This is a genomic window from Brevundimonas sp. FG8 (assembly GCF_057808845.1).
The window spans coordinates 35,351-53,476 of the sequence record NZ_JBMDIU010000009.1; the positions used below are offsets into that span (position 1 = coordinate 35,351).

At 64.3% G+C, this 18,126-nt stretch carries 15 protein-coding genes; 10 read left to right on the forward strand and 5 right to left on the reverse strand.

Annotation, left to right across the window (positions count from 1 at the left end; all coding sequences use genetic code 11):
- Positions 1-94: 94 nt before the first annotated feature.
- On the forward strand, positions 95-502 hold the full coding sequence (locus tag ACODRV_RS13880; protein ID WP_488908699.1) for a DUF983 domain-containing protein: 408 nt from the start codon (positions 95-97) through the stop codon (positions 500-502).
- Positions 503-507: 5 nt separating this feature from the next.
- Here the strand turns inward: ACODRV_RS13880 and ACODRV_RS13885 are convergent, their stop codons facing one another.
- The 3 genes from ACODRV_RS13885 to ACODRV_RS13895 are packed head-to-tail and all read right to left on the reverse strand — an operon-like array spanning position 508 to position 4,411.
- A complete protein-coding gene (locus tag ACODRV_RS13885) occupies positions 508-2,094 on the reverse strand; it encodes a sensor histidine kinase (RefSeq protein WP_488908700.1) in 1,587 nt (528 codons plus the stop codon).
- Positions 2,091-2,801 (reverse strand): response regulator, encoded by a 711-nt coding sequence (locus ACODRV_RS13890; protein WP_488908701.1) that lies wholly within the window; start codon positions 2,799-2,801, stop codon positions 2,091-2,093. The genes ACODRV_RS13885 and ACODRV_RS13890 overlap by 4 nt, the downstream gene beginning before the upstream one ends.
- Before the next feature lie 2 nt (positions 2,802-2,803).
- A complete protein-coding gene (locus ACODRV_RS13895) occupies positions 2,804-4,411 on the reverse strand; it encodes a DUF4153 domain-containing protein (RefSeq protein ID WP_488908702.1) in 1,608 nt (535 codons plus the stop codon).
- A gap of 279 nt (positions 4,412-4,690) precedes the next feature.
- On the opposite strand from ACODRV_RS13895, the gene ACODRV_RS13900 reads away from it, so the two are divergent.
- The 3 genes from ACODRV_RS13900 to ACODRV_RS13910 are packed head-to-tail and all read left to right on the forward strand — an operon-like array spanning position 4,691 to position 9,538.
- Positions 4,691-5,245: a hypothetical protein gene (locus ACODRV_RS13900; RefSeq protein ID WP_488908703.1), complete on the forward strand. Its 555-nt coding sequence runs from the start codon at positions 4,691-4,693 to the stop codon at positions 5,243-5,245.
- A gap of 14 nt (positions 5,246-5,259) precedes the next feature.
- A complete protein-coding gene (locus tag ACODRV_RS13905; protein ID WP_488908704.1) occupies positions 5,260-8,634 on the forward strand; it encodes an RHS repeat domain-containing protein in 3,375 nt (1,124 codons plus the stop codon).
- Positions 8,582-9,538: an RHS repeat-associated core domain-containing protein gene (locus ACODRV_RS13910; protein ID WP_488908705.1), complete on the forward strand. Its 957-nt coding sequence runs from the start codon at positions 8,582-8,584 to the stop codon at positions 9,536-9,538. The genes ACODRV_RS13905 and ACODRV_RS13910 overlap by 53 nt, the downstream gene beginning before the upstream one ends.
- Positions 9,539-10,003: 465 nt before the next feature.
- On the opposite strand, the gene ACODRV_RS13915 is transcribed toward ACODRV_RS13910, so the two are convergent.
- Positions 10,004-10,321 carry a hypothetical protein gene (locus ACODRV_RS13915; protein WP_488908706.1) on the reverse strand — a complete coding sequence of 106 codons (318 nt, stop codon included), beginning with the start codon at positions 10,319-10,321 and terminating at the stop codon, positions 10,004-10,006.
- Between the two features lie 185 nt (positions 10,322-10,506).
- Between ACODRV_RS13915 and ACODRV_RS13920 the strand changes: the two genes are divergently transcribed.
- The 6 genes from ACODRV_RS13920 (at position 10,507) to hxsA (ending at position 17,711) form a co-directional block, all read left to right on the forward strand.
- Positions 10,507-12,021 carry a recombinase family protein gene (locus tag ACODRV_RS13920; protein WP_488908707.1) on the forward strand — a complete coding sequence of 505 codons (1,515 nt, stop codon included), beginning with the start codon at positions 10,507-10,509 and terminating at the stop codon, positions 12,019-12,021.
- A complete protein-coding gene (locus ACODRV_RS13925; RefSeq protein ID WP_488908708.1) occupies positions 12,018-12,896 on the forward strand; it encodes a plasmid partitioning protein RepB C-terminal domain-containing protein in 879 nt (292 codons plus the stop codon). Before ACODRV_RS13920 ends, ACODRV_RS13925 begins: the two co-directional genes overlap by 4 nt.
- Before the next feature lies 1 nt (position 12,897).
- Positions 12,898-13,788: a plasmid partitioning protein RepB C-terminal domain-containing protein gene (locus ACODRV_RS13930; protein ID WP_488908709.1), complete on the forward strand. Its 891-nt coding sequence runs from the start codon at positions 12,898-12,900 to the stop codon at positions 13,786-13,788.
- Between the two features lie 358 nt (positions 13,789-14,146).
- Positions 14,147-15,592 carry a His-Xaa-Ser system radical SAM maturase HxsB gene (gene hxsB / locus ACODRV_RS13935; protein WP_488908710.1) on the forward strand — a complete coding sequence of 482 codons (1,446 nt, stop codon included), beginning with the start codon at positions 14,147-14,149 and terminating at the stop codon, positions 15,590-15,592.
- A complete protein-coding gene (gene hxsC / locus ACODRV_RS13940; protein WP_488908711.1) occupies positions 15,589-16,743 on the forward strand; it encodes a His-Xaa-Ser system radical SAM maturase HxsC in 1,155 nt (384 codons plus the stop codon). Before hxsB ends, hxsC begins: the two co-directional genes overlap by 4 nt.
- Positions 16,740-17,711, forward strand: coding sequence for a His-Xaa-Ser repeat protein HxsA (gene hxsA / locus ACODRV_RS13945; protein ID WP_488908712.1), 972 nt, complete (start codon positions 16,740-16,742; stop codon positions 17,709-17,711). The genes hxsC and hxsA overlap by 4 nt, the downstream gene beginning before the upstream one ends.
- 52 nt (positions 17,712-17,763) lie before the next feature.
- Here the strand turns inward: hxsA and ACODRV_RS13950 are convergent, their stop codons facing one another.
- Positions 17,764-18,084 (reverse strand): nucleotidyltransferase family protein, encoded by a 321-nt coding sequence (locus tag ACODRV_RS13950; RefSeq protein WP_488908713.1) that lies wholly within the window; start codon positions 18,082-18,084, stop codon positions 17,764-17,766.
- Positions 18,085-18,126: the final 42 nt, after the last annotated feature.

Sequence of the window (18,126 nt, forward strand, 5' to 3'; positions counted from 1 at the left end):
CGCTGTTCGGCCCGTTCCCCGCGACAAACAGCCCCGGTTGCGCTACCGACTGTAGAGGCCGACATCGTCAGCCATCAAGAGCATTGGACCCGCCATGAGCGACCCCGAGTATCCGCGTCTCAGCACCCTGGAAACCGGCCTGCGTTGCCGCTGCCCCCGTTGCGGCGAAGGCCCCCTGCTGCGCGGCTTCCTCAAGATTCGCGACAACTGCCCGAAATGCGGCCTGGACTACAGCTTCGCGGACCCGGCGGACGGCCCTGCCTTCTTCGGGATGAGCGTCGTCGGCGTGATCGGCATGGCCCTGTTCATGTGGTTCGAGTTCACCGTCCACCCGCCGGTCTGGGTGCATTTCGCGGTCACCATGCCCCTGCTGACACTCGGCTGTCTCGCCGTCCTGCGCCCGCTGAAGGGTTGGCTGGTCTCCGAGCAGTTCATCCACAAGGCCGCTCCGCCCGAATGGGAGAGCATCGGCGGGCACGGCGAAGGATCTCGCTGGAAGTAACCGCTTCAGCGCCCAGCCGTTGGTAGTCCGATCTCGAACACAGCGCCACCCTCCGAGGGCACGAGGTCCAGCGTCGCCTGATTGGCGGCCAGAAGGGCGCGGGCGATGGACAAGCCCAGCCCGGCTCCGCCCTCGCTGCGGCGGGTGGTGAAGAAGGGCTCGAAGATGCGCTGACGATCCGCCGGCGTCACCCCCGGTCCGTCGTCCGTGATCGACAGGATCACCGTCTCCTCGGCGACTCGCGCCGCGATCCGCACTGACGTCGCCCCGGCCTGACGGCTGTTCTCGAGCATGGTCGCCACGACCACTTCCAGCGTCGCCTCGGGCGCGGCGACGGGCGGCAGATCGTCGGGCAGGTCCAGTTCGATCTTCAGCTCGGGCGAGGCGGCATCAACGGCTTTCAGTAGCGGCGGTTTCAGCGCTACCGACAACCCCGCCTCCGGCCGCGCCATGTCCGCCCGCGCCAGATCCATCAGTCGGGTGACCAGCGCCGACAGCCGCCGTCCGTCACCGGCGATATTGTCGAGGAAGCGACGTCGCTCCTCCGGCGACATGTCCTCATGGTCCTGCAGCAGTTCGACCGCGCCGTTGATCCCGGCCAGCGGCGTCTTGAACTCGTGGCTCACCGCGGCGGCGAAGTCGCGTAGATAGCGGGAGCGGCGCTCGATGGCCTCGGCCATAAAGCCGAAATCCTCGTACAGGGTGCGGATTTCGATGGCCGCGGTGGCGGGCGGCGGCGGCACCTCCCCGCCTCCGGCGGCGACCTCGCGCGTGACCCGGCTGAGCCGCTCGATGGGCTTGGCGATGCCGCGCGAGACCAGCACGGCGAGGAAGGCGATGAAGCCCAGCACCCCGACGATGCCCAGGGCGATCTTGATGCGGTCCTGATAGATGCCCCGGAACAGGGCGCGGGGCGAACGGGAAACGAGGATTACCCCCTCCACCTGCCCGTTCACCACCACCGGACGGGCGTGATGGATGCGCAGGGCCGAGGCCCGGCTGAGCCACTCCATCGAATAGCGCGGCTGATAGCCGGCGTTGCGCCGGAGCACGGTCGCCGGGCGCCCCGCCAGCGCGGCTCGGACCTCCTGGATCGCCTTCCAGTTCCCGCCCTGACCGAAGCCCCGCACCACCGTCCCGTCGCGGTCCAGCAGGATGATCGAGGCCAGTGTCGTTCGACTGGTCTCCTCCATGATCGGGTCCAGCCGTTCGCCGACAGCGACCGCATCCGGGAGAGGTGGACCGGCCGGAGCCGCCTGCGGACGGGGCGGCAGAACCGGGGTGGAGCCAAGGTCGATGGTCGCGCCCTCCGGCCGATACCAGTCGGGCGCCCGTCGCTGGGCCTCGGTCGGCGTGGTCAGCCGGGACCCGGGCCACAGAGCCTCCGCCGTCGCCGAAAGGACTGCCGTCTGGGCGACGAGCTCCGCCTCGGTCTGACGCACAAGCGTGTTCTCATAGACCCGCAGGAAGATGCCCGCGAACCCCGGCAACAGGGCCGCGAACAGCAGCACCGCCAGCAGGATCGTTCTCAGTCGCAGGGCGGGCCAGTGCCGCCGCACGAACAGGCGGAAACGGCCCGGTTCGCCGCTCACGCCGCCGCGCCGACGCAGGGCCCCAACTGGTACCCCAGCCCGGCCCGGGTCTCGATCACATCGCCGCCGCCGACCGCCGCGAACTTGCCGCGCAGATTGCGGACATGGCTGTCGATGGTCCGGTCGGTCATGGCGAAGCCGGGGCCGTGCACGCGGTCGATGATGGCGTCACGGGTGAAGACCATGCGCGGCTGGGCGGCCAGCACCCGCACGATGGCGAACTCGGTCACCGTCAGCGGCACCTCCGCGCCCGCCCAGGCGGCGCGCCAACCCTCGGCGTCGAGCGACAGCTTGCCGTGGACCACCGCGCCCGAGGGCAGGGGCGCGGGCGTCCGCGCCGTCCGCCGCAGGATCGCCGCGACGCGCGCCACCACCTCACGCGGGCTGAAGGGCTTGGTCACATAGTCGTCGGCGCCCAGTTCGATGCCCAGAATACGGTCGAACTCGTCATCCCGGGATGAGAGGAACAGCACGGGCGTATCGCCCTTCGCCCGCATCCGGCGACAGGTCTCGATCCCGTCCATGCGCGGCATGTTGATGTCCAGCACGACCAGATCGGACGGATGCGCCTCCAGATCGGTCAGGGCCGCTTCCCCGTCCTCCGCCTCACGCGTGGCCAGTCCTGCCTTGCGCAGGGCGAAGGTCAGAAGATCGCGGATGTGGGGGTCGTCATCGACCACCAGAACGGTGCGCTGCATGATCGCCATGTTCAGACTCCGGTAGCAGAGGTCAACGGGGTGAGGGTGTCGGCCGCAGCCGGAACGGGGACCGCCACAGGCTCGGGGGCGGGCTCAGGTCGGCGCGGCGGCGCCAGACGTCCATCCCACAAACGCTCGCCGGGCAGAGGGACGATGAGCGGCTCGCGCGCCGCCAGCACCTCGACCCGCGCCAGCCGCCGCGCCCGGCGCCAGGTCCAGCCCCTCCAGCTCCAGTTATCGCGATCCGCGCGGTCCAGCACGTCGCGACGAACCGCCGCCACGCGATCCTTCAGGGCCGGCTCATCCGTCGCCTGTTCCAGCTCGACCAGAGAGACCAGCGCCGGTTCTCCGATGGTGTTCAGGTAGCCGAGGTCCAGCACCGCACCCGTGCCGTCCACTTCCCGCGCATGACGCACGTTCCAGGCGGCGGCGATCGCGCCTGTGTCGATCACGCTCAGCCCCATCAGGACGACCAGCGCCACCTTGGCATTGGCGTCGATCAGCCAGTGCCCGTCCTTGCCCTTCAGCAGACGCCAGCAGATCAGCAGCAGTCCGATCCCGACCATCACCATCCAGATCATCGCCACGATGCGGAAGCGGGTCAGGGCGTAGCCCTCGATATAGTCCGCGGTGCGCAGGATGGATGAGGCGACCAGCACCATGTTCTGCGCCACCCACAGCACGACCAGCCGACGCACCAGCGGCCGCTGCGCGGTCTCCGATCCCGGACGCAGGGCGACCAGCACGAACAGTCCGGCCAGCAGAGCCGTCCCGATCAGCGGATAGGCGCCCCGATGGGCGTAGTCGGCCAGGGTCGCGTCTCCCGGCAGGGGCGCACCGCTCCACAGGAAGGCGATGTCCAATCCGTTCTGAAGCGCGAACAGGGCGTTGAAGACGATCAGCGACAGGGTAACCGAAGCGGTGCTGACGCCCGGCAGCGCCCTCTGCCCCAGCGACGGCAGAGTCAGCAGCTTTCGATGCCAGCGCGGGCGCAGCGTCGTCCACGCCATCACGCCCACGATGACGCAGCCGATGAGACGCAGCACGGTCACGCCCGACGGCGCCGGCACGCTGGCCGCGTTCAGCGCTTCGGCGATCAACGGATTGGCGCGCGCGAACAGCAGCAGGAAGACCAGCCCGCCGACCACCGGCATGGCCGCCACCTTCAGAATGGCGACGGGGGAAATCCGCGACGGCCTGCGCCGCCGCAGCCGCGCCAGCCGCACCATGTCGAGGATCGGCCCGACCAGCGACACCACCCCGTGCACAAACAGACGCTGGAACCAGCGCCACACGGGCTCGCCGATCTTCACCCGACCGGACAGCGCGGCCAGGGTGAGCATCAGACCGAAGAGCATCCACGGCAAAGGTCCGGGCCGCTCGACCATCAGGCCCGCGAAACCCGCCGCCGCCAGCACGGGCGGCAGCGCTCGCCGGTCGCGGACCAGCCCCCGCCGAACCAGAACCAGCCCGGCGACCCAGGCCGCGGCGAACCCGCCGAGAACCGCGCCCCACGGCACACTCTGGAACAGCAGGACATCGGCCAGAACGGCCAGAAGCAGCGCGACGACACACTTCAGCCAGAAGGACGAACGCGAGAATGGATGATTGCCGAACATGGGCCTCCCCTTCGATCAGAAGGCCCTTGTCGAACGTCTGGGTTCAGCGTTCCGGGACTCGCAAAGGAGCGTCAGCGGAGACGGCGTGCAGAAGCGGTGCAGGCGAGGCGTCGCCGTCCCGGGAGCGCACCATTTCCCACTTCGCAAGAACAACTCGCTCCACCCGTCGCGATTGAGGATCAGAATATTTTCCTACCATACGACCAAATTTGACGCACCCGTCCTGTAGGATTGTTTTCCTGTCGATGCAGATCGACAGGCATATCCACGGAGGGAATTTTGAAAACACCAATCCCCATTCTCGTCGGGCTGGGCGCGCTCCTGCTCGCGGGATCAGCAGAGGCCCAGACGGCCCAGACATACCGCTATGACGCCCACGGGCGGCTGACCGCGGCGACCACCGCGCGTCCGTCGTCGGGCGCATTCGCCAGCTATACGCTGGACGATGCCAACAACCGAACAGCGCGCAGCAACGTCGCCCCACCCTCGCCCTCGGTCTCCTGGCGGCTGGCCAGTGGCGAAACGCTGGTCGTCGGTCGTCAACTGACGTCCCAGGACGGCCGCTTCACGCTGAAGGTCGAACCGTCGGGTCAGGTGGTTCTGCGCTTCGGTGCGACGGTCCTGTGGTCCGCCGGAACGGCCAACGGCCAGTCCATGTACTTCCGGCTCCAGACCTCTGGCGCGGCGGCCCTGTTCGACGTCCCGCAGAACGTTCTGTGGGCCACGCCCGCCGCCGGCGCCGACGCCACCCTCACCCTGCAAGACGATGGAAACCTGGTGCTGAAGAACAGCGGCGGGTCGGTCGTCTGGCAATCCAACACCTGCTGCCACTGAGAGGCGCGATACACATGAAAACCAGACACAAGACATGGCTGCTCGCAGCCACATCGGCGCTCGCCTTGGCCACAGCCGGGGTCGCCGAAGCCCAGACTTTGCCGCCCGAGCGCTACACCCTCGACGCCAGAGGTGTCGATCTGATCCGGAAGGAATGGACCCCGACCGGCGCCAACCTGTCTGTGGGTGGAACGACAGGCCTTTCCTATGGGTGGGTGCTGCTGGGAAATCAGTGGTGGGACTCCGCGATCAGCGGGATGAATAACTCCGGCACGCAGGCGACGGTGACCGCGGACGGCGTGACCGAGATTTTCGACACCACCGTCACTGGATGGGCTCCTCGCGAGAAGCTTGGCTCCACGTTGACCCGGGTCGGCACAACCAACGTCTATCTCTATCAACGGGGTGGGACGGTCTGGCGCTTTGAGACACTCGGCTTCGTCGCGATTCCGCCAGGTCCCTTCGAATACTTCGCCAGCAGCAGGGAAGAACCGAACGGCCTGAAGACTGACTTCACCTATGTCGTGGACTCCTACTTCGATCCGGAAGAAGGGATCGAAACAAGGGTCGGCCGCCTGCAATCCTACCAGAACAATGCGGGCTATCAGATCCACTACGAGTACAAAACTGACACCCTGACCCCTGAAAGCGCGGGTGAATGGCTGTCCGTTCAGAAGGTGATGGGCCTGAACCTCGCGGTCGATTTCTGTGACAAGGCCGCCTTCACCTGCACCGGCCTGACCCGGACCTGGCCCAGCGTCACCTTCTCGGCCGAAAATCCTGGACCGACCATCCAGGACCTTATCTTCACTGACCAGTCCGGCATCGAGACCCGTTACAGGACCAGAGGGACTGAAGATGGCGGCATCCGGGAGTTGCTCGTCGGCTCCAACCCCGTGCCCGTCGTCTCGGTCCTTCATCAATGGTCCGGCGAGGTCCGCAGCATCACCGATGCGTCCGGAACCTGGGACTACACGTTCTTTGACCGCACCGCGGTTCGACTGGAGACAACTATTGAAGGCCCATCGGGGCAGAAGTTGTTCGTCGTCTCCGACCCGTCGATCGGTCTGGTCACCTCGGCGACCGAAAGCACCTCGGCCAGCCCGGCGACAAGCCGGACCTGGAGCTGGACCTATGACGACGGCTATCGCGTCGAAACGGCCACCGGCCCGGAAGGTGAGACCGCCGAGTATGAGTACGATGATCGCGGCAACATCACCCAGGCCACCCTGTCGCCCAAGACCGGCGGGACCGAAGCCGACATCGTCACCAGCGCGGTCTATCCGGCGTCCTGCGCCAACCCCGTGACCTGCAACCTGCCGACCTCGACCACCGATGCGGCGGGCCGGGTCACCGACTATGCGTGGGACAGCACCCACGGCGGGATCACCAGCGTGACCCTGCCGGCGCCGTCCACCGGCGCGGCGCGGCCCCAGACCCGCTACGCCTATGCGGCGCAGACGGCGCAGTTCAAGAACAGCTCCGGCGTCATCGTCGCGGCCCCGACCGCGATCACCCTGCCGGTCGAGGTCTCGGCCTGCGTCACCGGCGCCAGTTGTGACGCCACGGCGAACGAGGTGCTGACCACCCTGAACTACGGCGTCACCACGGGCGTGGCGAACAATCTGAACGTCGCCTCCGTCAGCCGGGGTTCGGGTGTTGATCCGGCCATGTCGGTGACGGCCTATGGCTGGACCCCGGACGGCGATGTCGCCACCGTCGACGGCCCGCTCAGCGGCGCCGCCGATACGACGCAGTATCGCTACGACACCTCGCGACGGGTTGTCGGCATGGTCGGCCCCGATCCGGACGGCGCCGGACCGGCCCTGCACCGGGCGCAACGGGTCACCTACAATGATCGCGGCCAGCCCACCCTGACCGAGGCCGGCACGACCGCCGGCTACAGCGATCCGAACTGGGCCGCCTTCGCACCCCTGCTCCAGTCCAGCACCACCTACGACGACTTCGGCCGTCCGGTGGAAGCCCGACAGTTGTCGGGCGCGGGCATCGCCTCAGGCGTCCAGCAGGTGACCTATGACGACTCGGGCCGGGTCTCATGCGTGGCGACGCGCATGAACCCCGCGACCTTCGCAGCCCTGCCGGCCTCGGCCTGCACCGCGGCGACCGAGGGAGAGTTCGGTCCTGATCGTATCGTGCAGACGACCTATGACATCGCGAACCGCCCGGTCTCGAGCACCTCGGCCTATGGAGCTTCGAACCCCGTCACCGAAAGCGTGACCTACGGCGTGAATGGTCAGGCCAGCACCCTGACCGACGGCGAGGGAAACGTCTCGGCCGTGGAGTACGACGGCTATAACCGTCCGCTGCGGCTGCGCTATCCCAACGCCACCGGCGGCGGGACCTCTACCACTGACTATGAGCAGATCACCTACGACGCCTACGGACGAATCTCGGGCGTCCGCAACCGCTCAGGAGACACCACTTACTTCGGCTATGACAACCTGAACCGGACCATCGCCATCAACGCGCCCGGCAGCACGCCGGACATCAGCTCGGCCTATGACAACCTCGGCCGGATGACCGTGACCGGCAACGGCACGATCACCGTGGTCACCGGCTGGGACGCCCTGTCCCGTCCGGTCAGCGAGGCCTCCAGCGTCATCGGCGCCATGGAATACCAGTATGACGCCGCGGGCAACCTGACCCGGATCGAGTGGCCCGACGATTTCGGCGCCAACTACACCTACGATCTGTACGGCGGCGTCACGGCCATCTCGCAGCAACCGGCAGGCGGCAGCGCCACCCAGGTCGCGGCCTATGGCTGGAACAACCTGGGCCAGCCGGTCAGCACCAGCCGCGCCGGTGGGGCGGGCGCCTCAACCACCCGCTCCTATGACGCCTGGGGTCGGCTCAGCGGCCTGTCCCATGACGCCACGGGCACGACCAACGATGTGGCTCTGGGCTTCAGCTACAACCCCGCTGGCCAGATCATCGGCCGCACGGTGTCGAATGAGGCCTATGTCTACAGCGCCTCGCCGACCGGCTCGACCACCTATGCGGTGGACGGGCTGAACCAGCTGGACAGCATCAACAGCGTCGCGGTCCCCCACGACAGCCGGGGCAATGTCACCGGCGCTCTGGGGAATGCCTACGGCTATGACGACCTGAACCGCCTGACCTCGGCCAATGCGGGCGCGGGCGCGACCAGCTTCACCTTCGACCCGATGAACCGTCTGGCGACCTCGACCGTCGGCGGCGCCTCGATCCGCCGTCAGTATGTCGGCGATCAGCTGGTGGCCGAATACAATCCGGCCACGGGCGGAATGCTCAAACGCTACATCCCCGGCCTCGGCCTTGACGATGTGGCGGTCGCCTATGACGGTTCGGGAACCTCGACCCGCAACTGGCAACTGGCAACTGGCCGATGAGCGCGGCTCGGTGATCGCCCTGTCCGGCTCGACCGGCGCGGTATCGAACATCAATACCTACGACGAGTACGGCGTCCCCGGTTCGAGCAACACTGGTCGCTTCCAGTACACCGGCCAGCAATGGCTGCCGGAGACGGGCGCTTACCACTACCGGGCGCGAGCCTACCTGCCGCAGGTTGGCCGTTTCCTGCAGACGGATCCGGTTGGGTATTCGGCAGGGACGAACCTTTACGGATACGTAGGAGCCGATCCTATCAATTGGGTGGACCCGTCCGGTTTGCAGGAGGTCACCACTTTACCAGGCACTGAAGTCACTGCACGTTGCCCCATCCTGACACGTTGGAACGAACTGCTTCATACTTGTACTTCGGTTATCACCAGCCCACCTCAATCATGGGAGTTCAAAATTGGAGAGGTTTCGACCTTTTATGTAGGTTCGGGTGGAGGCACATCTGGCAGTGGACCGGAACATGAAGAGTGCAGAGGCTCAAAACGGGATCACGGCATAGGACGATATGAACAATATCCAGACGGATATTATGGAGTAGGAGCTGGTTTAAGCGTAGTTGGCATCGGAGGTTTTGCCGCCAACGTCATCGATTGGTACAGAGTCGAAAATAACGTAAGAACTGAGTCATTCACCACCTGGACCTTCCAAGGTCTGACGGGGGTCGAGCTTTCAGCGGGAGTTCAATTTTTTTATCAGACAACAGAGCCTGTCGGAAACGGTATCGTACTTGGCGGGTCCGCATTCTTTGTTGGAGGAGAGTATCAATGGGCGCAAGGCGGCTCTGGCTCACCATCAGGCTCTGCGGGTGCCACCATAGGCTTTAGATATGGCGGGCACTGGGGCGGAAGCGTGACCAAGCAAATGGGCTGCAGAACAACTTTGTCAGGCGGTTGAAGATGATTTTAATTACAGGATTTGGATTATTTGGTTCTGGCATCGCGAATTTGATTTTCATAGCGATGGTGGATTCTGAGCTAGTGAAATCGGGAGCACCGAAATCACACCGCCTGATGTCAACTAATGGCGCAGAAGTATTCCTAAGGGTCGCACTCTACAATGGAGACCTCATAAAATACGGAAATGCGCACAAGTACATGATTTGGTCTCGAATTTCGACCATCATATTCTTATGCTTCGCGGTTATTTTTGCCTTCAGCTTTACCAAGTAAGGAAGCTTAGCAAGCGAACCGCACATCTGCTAGCTATCCGGACCACTTAAGACCGGCTCAGACAAATCCCGCGCCTGCTGGGTTTGATAAATCCGACCACTTAAGCCGACCACTTAAGAGCGGCTCAATCTGGCGCCAAACCACTTAAGACCGGCTCACTGCGGGCGGGAAGCATCAGCTCCTCGCCCATTCAGTGCAAGCCTGGCGTCCCGCGCTCCCGCTCAATGAGCGTGAGCAGTTCCCGCATTTGCCTTTCTACCGCATCCAGCTTGAGCGTTCGAAGATGCGTCTGACGTCCTGCCGCTGAAAGCATGGCGTCGAGCACAGCATCCGAGTGTCGCATCAGCTCGACCAGGTTCTCGCCACTTGGTCCATTTCGAGCCTCAAACCAGTTCTTCACCGCCCGCTCGTTGGCGTTGGTGATGCGGCTCACGATCTTGCGCGACGATAACGTCGAACCCCATTCGTGATGCAGGGCGTCGGCGATGAGCTTGGGGAAGGCGTCCATCATACACCTCACGCACCGGAAACTATTTTCCGGTTTTGGACCGAAGTTTTCAGGCCAACTTCGGAAAAGACTTTCACCGCCACCGTCCTTACGCCCGTTGGCTGACCGCATCGTGACTGTGCGGATAGTTGGCGTGCGATATGGACCGAGGACGCGTTCAGCACGAAGGCGAAAAGAAGCGCGTCATGCGCGCTGCGCAGTACGTGCGCATGTCCACCGAGCACCAGAAATACTCGACAGAGAACCAGGCCGAAGCGATAGCCGCTTATGCCGCGCGCCGCGGCTTCGAGATTGTCAGGACCTACGAGGACGCCGGCAAAAGCGGCCTGCGGTTGGATGGCAGGGCGGGACTTCAAAAGCTGATCGCGGACGTGAAGGACGGGGCGGCGGACTTCGAGGCCATCCTCGTCTACGACATCAGCCGCTGGGGGCGGTTCCAGGACTCCGATGAGAGCGCCTACTACGAGTTCATCTGCCGCGAGGCCGGCATTGCGGTCCACTACTGCGCGGAGCAGTTCGAGAACGACGGCAGCCTGAGCGCGACCGTCATCAAGAGCATGAAGCGCGCGATGGCTGGCGAGTACAGTCGCGAGCTTTCCGCCAAGGTCTTCGCTGGCCAGTGCCGCCTGATTACCCTCGGATACCGTCAAGGCGGACCTGCCGGATATGGCCTACGTCGCCAGTTGGTGGACGAGCACGGCGTGCCTAAGGCGATCCTGTCTCGCGGGGAGCATAAGAGTTTCCAGACAGACCGCGTCGTCCTGACACCCGGCCCTCCCGAAGAGGTGGAAGTCGTCCGGCGCCTCTATCGCCTCTTCGTGCTTCAACAGCGATCAGAGACGGAGATCGCGGCGCAGCTGAATGCCGAAGGCTTGGTGACTGATCGCGGTCAGCCGTGGACGCGGGCGACCGTCCATCAAGTTCTCACCAACGAGAAATACATCGGCAACAACGTCTTCAACCGCTCCTCTTTTAAGCTGAAGACGAAGCGCGTGACCAACACCCCGGACATGTGGGTTCGCAAGAACAGCGCCTTTCCCGGGATCGTCGAGGCCGACTTCTTCGAAGCCGCCCAGCGGATCATCCGGGCGAGGTCCGCTCGCTTCACGGACGATGAGCTGCTGGCCAAACTGGCCCAGGTCCTTCAGAGCAAAGGCGCGCTGTCCGGGGTGATCATCGACGAGTTCGAGGACATGCCATCGAGCTCGGTCTACCGGCATCGGTTCGGCAGCCTGCTGCAAGCCTATCAGCTGATCGGATATTCGCCCGGCCGGGACTACCGCTACATCGAGGCGAACCGCGCGATCCGGGCGATGCACCCGGACATCATGGCAGGCGTTCTGGTCGGCTTCAGCGACATCAAGGATGTCGTGGTGTCGGAAGAAGACGGGCTCGTCACCATCAACGACGAGTTCACCGCGTCGATCGTGATCGCACGCTGTCAGGAAACGCCAGCGGGCGGACTGAGGTGGAAGATCCGGCTCGACCAAGGCTTGCGCCCAGACATCACGATCGCAGTACGCATGCAGCCCGGAAACACCGACATCCGGGACTACTACCTCCTCCCGTGGCTCGAGTACGGCGCAGACCCCAGCCTCCGCCTGGCACCGGAAAACGGCGTCCTGCTCGATACCTTCAGGTTCGACACCTTGGATGCCTTCTACGACCTCGCCCGACGCACGGAGCTCGCCGCAGCATGACCGACGTTCCTGAAATCAGAATGATCCCGGTGAACTCGATCACCGTCCTCAACCCGCGAGCCCGCAACAAGCGAGTGTTCCAGGAGCTGGTCACCAGCATCGAGCGCCTCGGCCTGAAGAAGCCGATCACGGTCAGCCAGCGGCCAGGCCGCGCCCGCTACGATCTCGCCTGCGGGCAAGGACGCTTGGAGGCCTTCATCGCGCTCGGGCAAGAGAACATTCCGGCTGTAGTTATCGACGCGTCCGAGGACGAGTGCTTCGTCATGAGCCTCGTGGAAAACCTAGCTCGTCGGCAGCACACGCCTCTCGAACTTGTGCGGGCGATCGGCGCGCTTCGAGAGCGGGGCTACACCATCAACGAAGTCGCGGCGAAGGTCGACTTCAGCCAGGAGTACGTCAGCGCCATCTGCTACTTGCTGGAGAACGGTGAGGAGAAGCTCATTTCGGCCGTGGAGCGTGGTGTAATCCCTCACACCATCGCCATGGAGATCGCCCGGGCGAAAGACGGCGATGTGCAGCAAGCCCTCGCTCAAGCCTACGAAGAGAAATCGATCCCGGGCAATCAGGTCCTCGCAATCCGGACAATTATCGAGCAGCGGAACAGCAGCGGTAAGGGCATCCACCACGCTCGACATTGGCCGGGACGCATACAGAGGCCTGCGACGCCCGATAATCTGATCCGGTCGCTGCAGCGTGAAACCGAACGCCAAAGGTCGTTTGTCAGGCGTGCCTCCATAACCCAATCGCGTCTCAGTTTCGTTGTGAATGCCTTTAGGCACCTGCTCACCGATGACCGTTTCGCCCTCCTGATGAAGGCCGAGGGCATCCACAACCTGCCGACTGCGCTCGCCGCCCGGATAGGGCCGGAGACGTAGAATGGGCCAGGTGAAAGTCGCCTTCGAGCCGACGATCCGGCTTCTCGGGCTCGATCAAATCCTGCCGTCAAAGATGCTCTCGGCATCGGTGATCGAGTCAGCCAAGTACAAGCGCATCGCGGCCTCCTTGGCGGAGGTTGGTCTGGTCGAACCACTGGTGATCGGCCCGATGAAAGTGGGCGACGCCTACCCACTTTTGGACGGGCATGTTCGCCTGAGCATTCTGAAGGACCAAGGCGTGGAGACCGCGCGCTGTCTGGTGTCTTCTGACGACGAGGGGTTCACTTACAACAAGCGCGTCAACCGGCTGGCCACCATCCAGGAGCACTACATGATCGTCCGCGCCCTTGAGCGCGGGGTTTCTGAGGACAAGCTGGCCAAAGCCCTGAATGCGGACATCGCCGCGATCCGACGCAGGAGACACCTGCTCAACGGCATCAACGACGACGTCTCCGAACTCCTGAAGGACAAGCCTGTCGGCATCCATGCCTTCCAGAAGCTGCGCCAGATGAAGCCGATCCGGCAGTTGGAGGTCGCGGAGCTCATGGTCTCTGCGAACAACTACAGCGCCAGCTATGCCCGGGCGCTGCTGATGACGACCAAGCCTGCCGATCTGGTGAAGCCCGAGTCCAAGGTGAAAGCGGGTCTCAACGGCGAGCAGATCGAGAAGCTGGAGCGAGAGCTCGCGGCGGTTTCCCACGACTACAGAGAGCTGGAGACGTCCTTCGGTGACGACACCCTCGTGCTGGTGATCGCCGCGGGTTTCCTGGAACGCATCCTCGGCCGGCCCGCGATCGAAGCCTATCTGGCCGACGCCCATCCCGAGATGCTGCAGACCTTCAGGTCTGTCGTCGCAGCCGCGTCGCTCGACCAGACGGCTCAGGCAGCCTGACCAAGAGAGTATGGGGACCGGGACCCATTGAGCGCCGGGACCGTCGGAGAAGCCGTCGTGTGAGGCGGATCAAGGGCGGCGGCGGGGATGACGGCGATCCCGTTCGGAGCCCGCCAGGCTGGCCGACATCTGGCCCGCCGAGGCCGGAGGCTGGAGATTGAGCGTATGGGTCGCTCTCTCCGGCCGACGGCTATTCGAACACCGCCCAGCAATCGGGGCTAGAGCGAGCAGGCAGGGCTACGCAAACAGTTGGGTGTGACGTGACCTCCGCAGGACGCGGCGACCGCGCTTTGCTCCAGTTCACTTGCATGTCGAGATGAAAAGGTCTTTGCTCTCAACCGTTGCGGGAGGGGGCTCATTGCGACGATCTACTGATCTCGATCCGGCAGGCAACCGCGTCCTGCTCAGCAACGACCTCGGCGACTACGCCGTGCTCGACCGTCCGACCCATGCATCGGCCCTCGCCGGTCGTCTGGATAACACCCATCCCCGCTACCGCGATCTTGAGGCGCGCAGCCTGCTGGACGACCGGCCACCCGGCCAGCGTCATGATCTCGAAAAGGCCGCTTACTCCACACGCAAGGCGTTCGCTCTGGAGGGGCCATCCCTGCACATCTTCGTGGTTACCCTGCGCTGCGACCACAGCTGCCAATACTGCCAAGTGTCCCGGGCTGCCGTGAACGCGCAGGGGTTCGATATGTCGCCCCGCGATGCGGCCGACGCGGTGGAGCGAGTGTTTGAGTCGCCATCGGACAATCTGACCATCGAATTTCAAGGTGGGGAGCCGGCGCTCCGGTTCGACTTGGTGCGGGAGATTGTCGGACTCGCCTTGGCTCGGAACAGCGAGGCGCAGAAGCGACTGACGTTCTCGATGGTGTCGACGCTGCACCATCTGACAGACGCGGACCTGGAATTCTGCCGGGACCACAATATCCGCTTGTCGACGTCAATCGACGGCCCGGCCGACCTGCATGACGGCCATCGCCCCAATCCGACGCGTGACAGTTGGGCCCGAACGATAGCGGCGCTGCGCCGAGCCCAGGCGATCATGGGAGAGGACGCTGTCAGTGCGCTGCCAACCCTGACGAGGCGGGCTCTCGCAGACCCACGGCGGCTGATCGACCACTATCGAGACCTCGGTTTCCCGTCGATTTTTCTGCGGCCCATCAGCCCCTACGGGTTTGCCCGGAAAACGCGTCGGGCGATCGGTTATGAGATGGGCGAGTTCCTGACCTTCTACGAACAGGCGCTGGATTACATTCTGGAGCTGAACGCTGGCGGGGAGCCGTTCGAGGAAACCTACGCCTCGATCTTGCTTCGCCACATCCTGACGCCCTTCCATTCCGGCTACGTCGATCTGCGTTCCCCGGCCGGAGCAGGGTTGGGCGTGCTGGTCTACAACTACGATGGCCAGGTCTATCCGGCTGATGAGGCCCGCATGGCGGCCGAAACCGGCGACACGCGCTTCTCGATGGGGCACGTCAGCAGACCTTTCTCCGAACTCATGAGCTCACCTGCGATGCGGTGGCTGGCGGCCGGCTCCGTCGCCGAGGTCCTTCCCGGCTGTTCGACCTGCGCATTCGTCCCGTTCTGCGGCGCTGACCCGGTTTATCACGCCACTGTCCAGGGAGATCCGATCGGAGATCGGGCGACGAGCGACTTCTGCCTCAAACACAAGTCGCTCTTCACCTTGCTGTTCAATCGGCTGGCGGATGCTGACCAAGACACCCTCTCAACCTTCACAGCATGGGCGTTCCGCAAGCCCCGTGAGGGCATCGTGCGACCAGGGCACGTCGATAGATGAGTTTGCCGCTCCACACCCATGCGACCGTGACCGGCGTCGAAGCCGTCGGCTTGTACAAGGTGCTCACCCGGGAAGAAGCGGCCGCCTCCGCCTTGCCTGCGGCGACTATCCTCGTTTGGGAGTGCGTGCTGGATGGGTTTGCGGGCGTGGTCTCGGAACGCCCCCTTCTCCACGCCGACGGCATTTCCATCAGCGCCGCCCGCGACGTCCGGGTCATCCAGCCCGGGGACGTGGTCCGACTGCGACCTGAATCATCGATGGTCTCGGTGCTTTATCGGCGAGGTTCAGGCGCCAACACCCTGTTCGTGACCGAACGATGCAACAGCCGCTGTCTGATGTGCTCGCAGCCGCCCCGCGACGAGGATGACAGCTGGCGGATAGACGAACTCCTGGCGCTTATTCCGCTCGTCGATCCCGACGAGGTTCAGCTCGGCGTCAGCGGCGGAGAGCCGACCCTGCTCGGGGCCGACCTTGGATTGCTGATCGATGCCTGTTCATCATCCCTTCCCGAAACGTCCTTGCACATTCTGACGAATGGTCGGGCCTTCTGTGACCCGTCCCTCGCGCGCGGACTCGCAGGCCGGCACCGGGACCGAACGACCTGGGCGGTCCCGCTGTATGCCGATCATGCCCAGCTCCACGACGTTGTGGTGGATGCCGAAGGCGCCTTCGACGAGACCCTCCAAGGGCTTTACGAACTCGGACGCCTCGGCGCTCAGGTAGAGATACGGGTCGTGCTCCATCGCATGACCGTAGACCGTCTGCCGGAATTGGCGTCCTTCATTTACCGTCGCCTCCCGTTCGTCAGTCATGTGGCGCTGATGGGCCTGGAGCCGATGGGGTTCGCGAAGATGAACCGAGACCGGCTCTGGATAGACCCGGTCGACTACGTTGAGCCCCTCGCCGAAGCCGTATTCCATCTCGCGCATCGGGGCCTGCCGGTATCGATTTACAACCTTCCTCTCTGCGTTCTGCCTGACACCCTCTGGCCCTACGCGCGTCAGTCGATCTCTGACTGGAAAAACATGTTCGTTCCCGAATGTGACGGGTGCGAGTTGACGGCCTCATGCAGCGGCTTTTTTGCTTCTGCTGGGCCTGCCTGGCGCAGCCGCGCCATCCATCCCCTCAAAGCCTTGGAGGCGGTCGCATGAGCTGGTCTACGGTCCTTTCGTTGCTCCTCGGGAGCGCCAATCCCTTCGCCGCCGGCGAACCCGCGCTCGTCGGTACGCCCGCCGATCCGGGTTTCGACAAAGACCCTGCCGAGGCCAGCCGGACCGTAGCGTACTGGCGCGACCCTGCTCAGAAGGACCGGCTTCTTCAGCTGGCCCAACACCGCAGCCACTCCAGCCATCGCAGCCACAGCTCGCACCGGTCTCATTACTCAGGAAGCGGCGGATATCGAGCGCCGCGGGCAGCCCCCGCGCCGAGGATCTACACCCCGCCTCCGCCCCCGGTTCGCTCCTCGCCTTCGCCAGCTCCGGCGCCACAGCCGGTCCGCCCCTTCGTCTCGCCTTCCAACTCAGCGCCGAGCGACTCCGTCGGAAGCCGCGCCTTCACCCAGACAGAAATCCGAGACATCGTCCGCCGCGTGCAAAGTGCGCTGACTATTCGAGGGTACGATACCCGCGGCGTTGATGGACAACTCGGTCCGAACACCCAGTCCGCTTTGCGGCGTTTCCAGGCTGCGCGCGGTCTTCGGGTGACCGGCTATCTTGACCTCGAAACCCTGGACGCTCTGGACGTCACCGGCGCCACGCCCTCGCTCGGGGCTTTGGCCGTTCCGGCACCATCGCCAGCGCCTGTGGTCCCTCCGCCGGTTGTCACGCCTGTGTTGCCCGCGTCCCCGCTCTGGCTGGACCAACCGACACCGGCAGATCTCCAGCGGCTTCGCCCCCGCTCCGCGCCTCGGTCCCGAGAAGGATGGGCCATGGTCAAATGCCAAGTGCTTGAGGATGGCACCTTGGGTAGCTGTGAGGCTTTGTCAGAGACACCGCCCGGTTATCGCTATGGCCAAGCCGCAGTGCGCGCCTCTGCGCTCTACCGAATGTCGGTGGAAGGCGCTCATCGGGCTTATATCGGCCGCGAAATCGAGCTGACGATCCACTGGGCAGCCGAATAGTCGGGGGCGAAGCACTTCATGGCGGAAGCTGCGATACTGCTAGCTTTTCGCCTCAGAGCAACCGTCGCAGATCGGGGGTAATTCGCTGCCTTAGGTTCTCCGAAATGCCTGACAGCAGGAGAACATCGACCTTGCAATCCAAAAGCTCTTGAAAGCTCACCGACACCCAGCCCAGATCCCAAGCATCGAATTCTTCGTGACCGGGCGAGATTTCGACGGCGAGATCGATGTCAGAATCCGGCCCGTCTTCGCCTCGTGCAACTGAGCCGAAGACGTGGATGGCTATAACGCCCCGCTTCCGCAGGTCTTCCCTCAGTTCCTTCGCCGCCGCCTGGAGTTTCTCAAAGCGCCCGACCCCAGCTATGTCGGTCATGCGGCAGGTGCCCCGTGTTTGATCCCAAAACCTCTAGGGTTG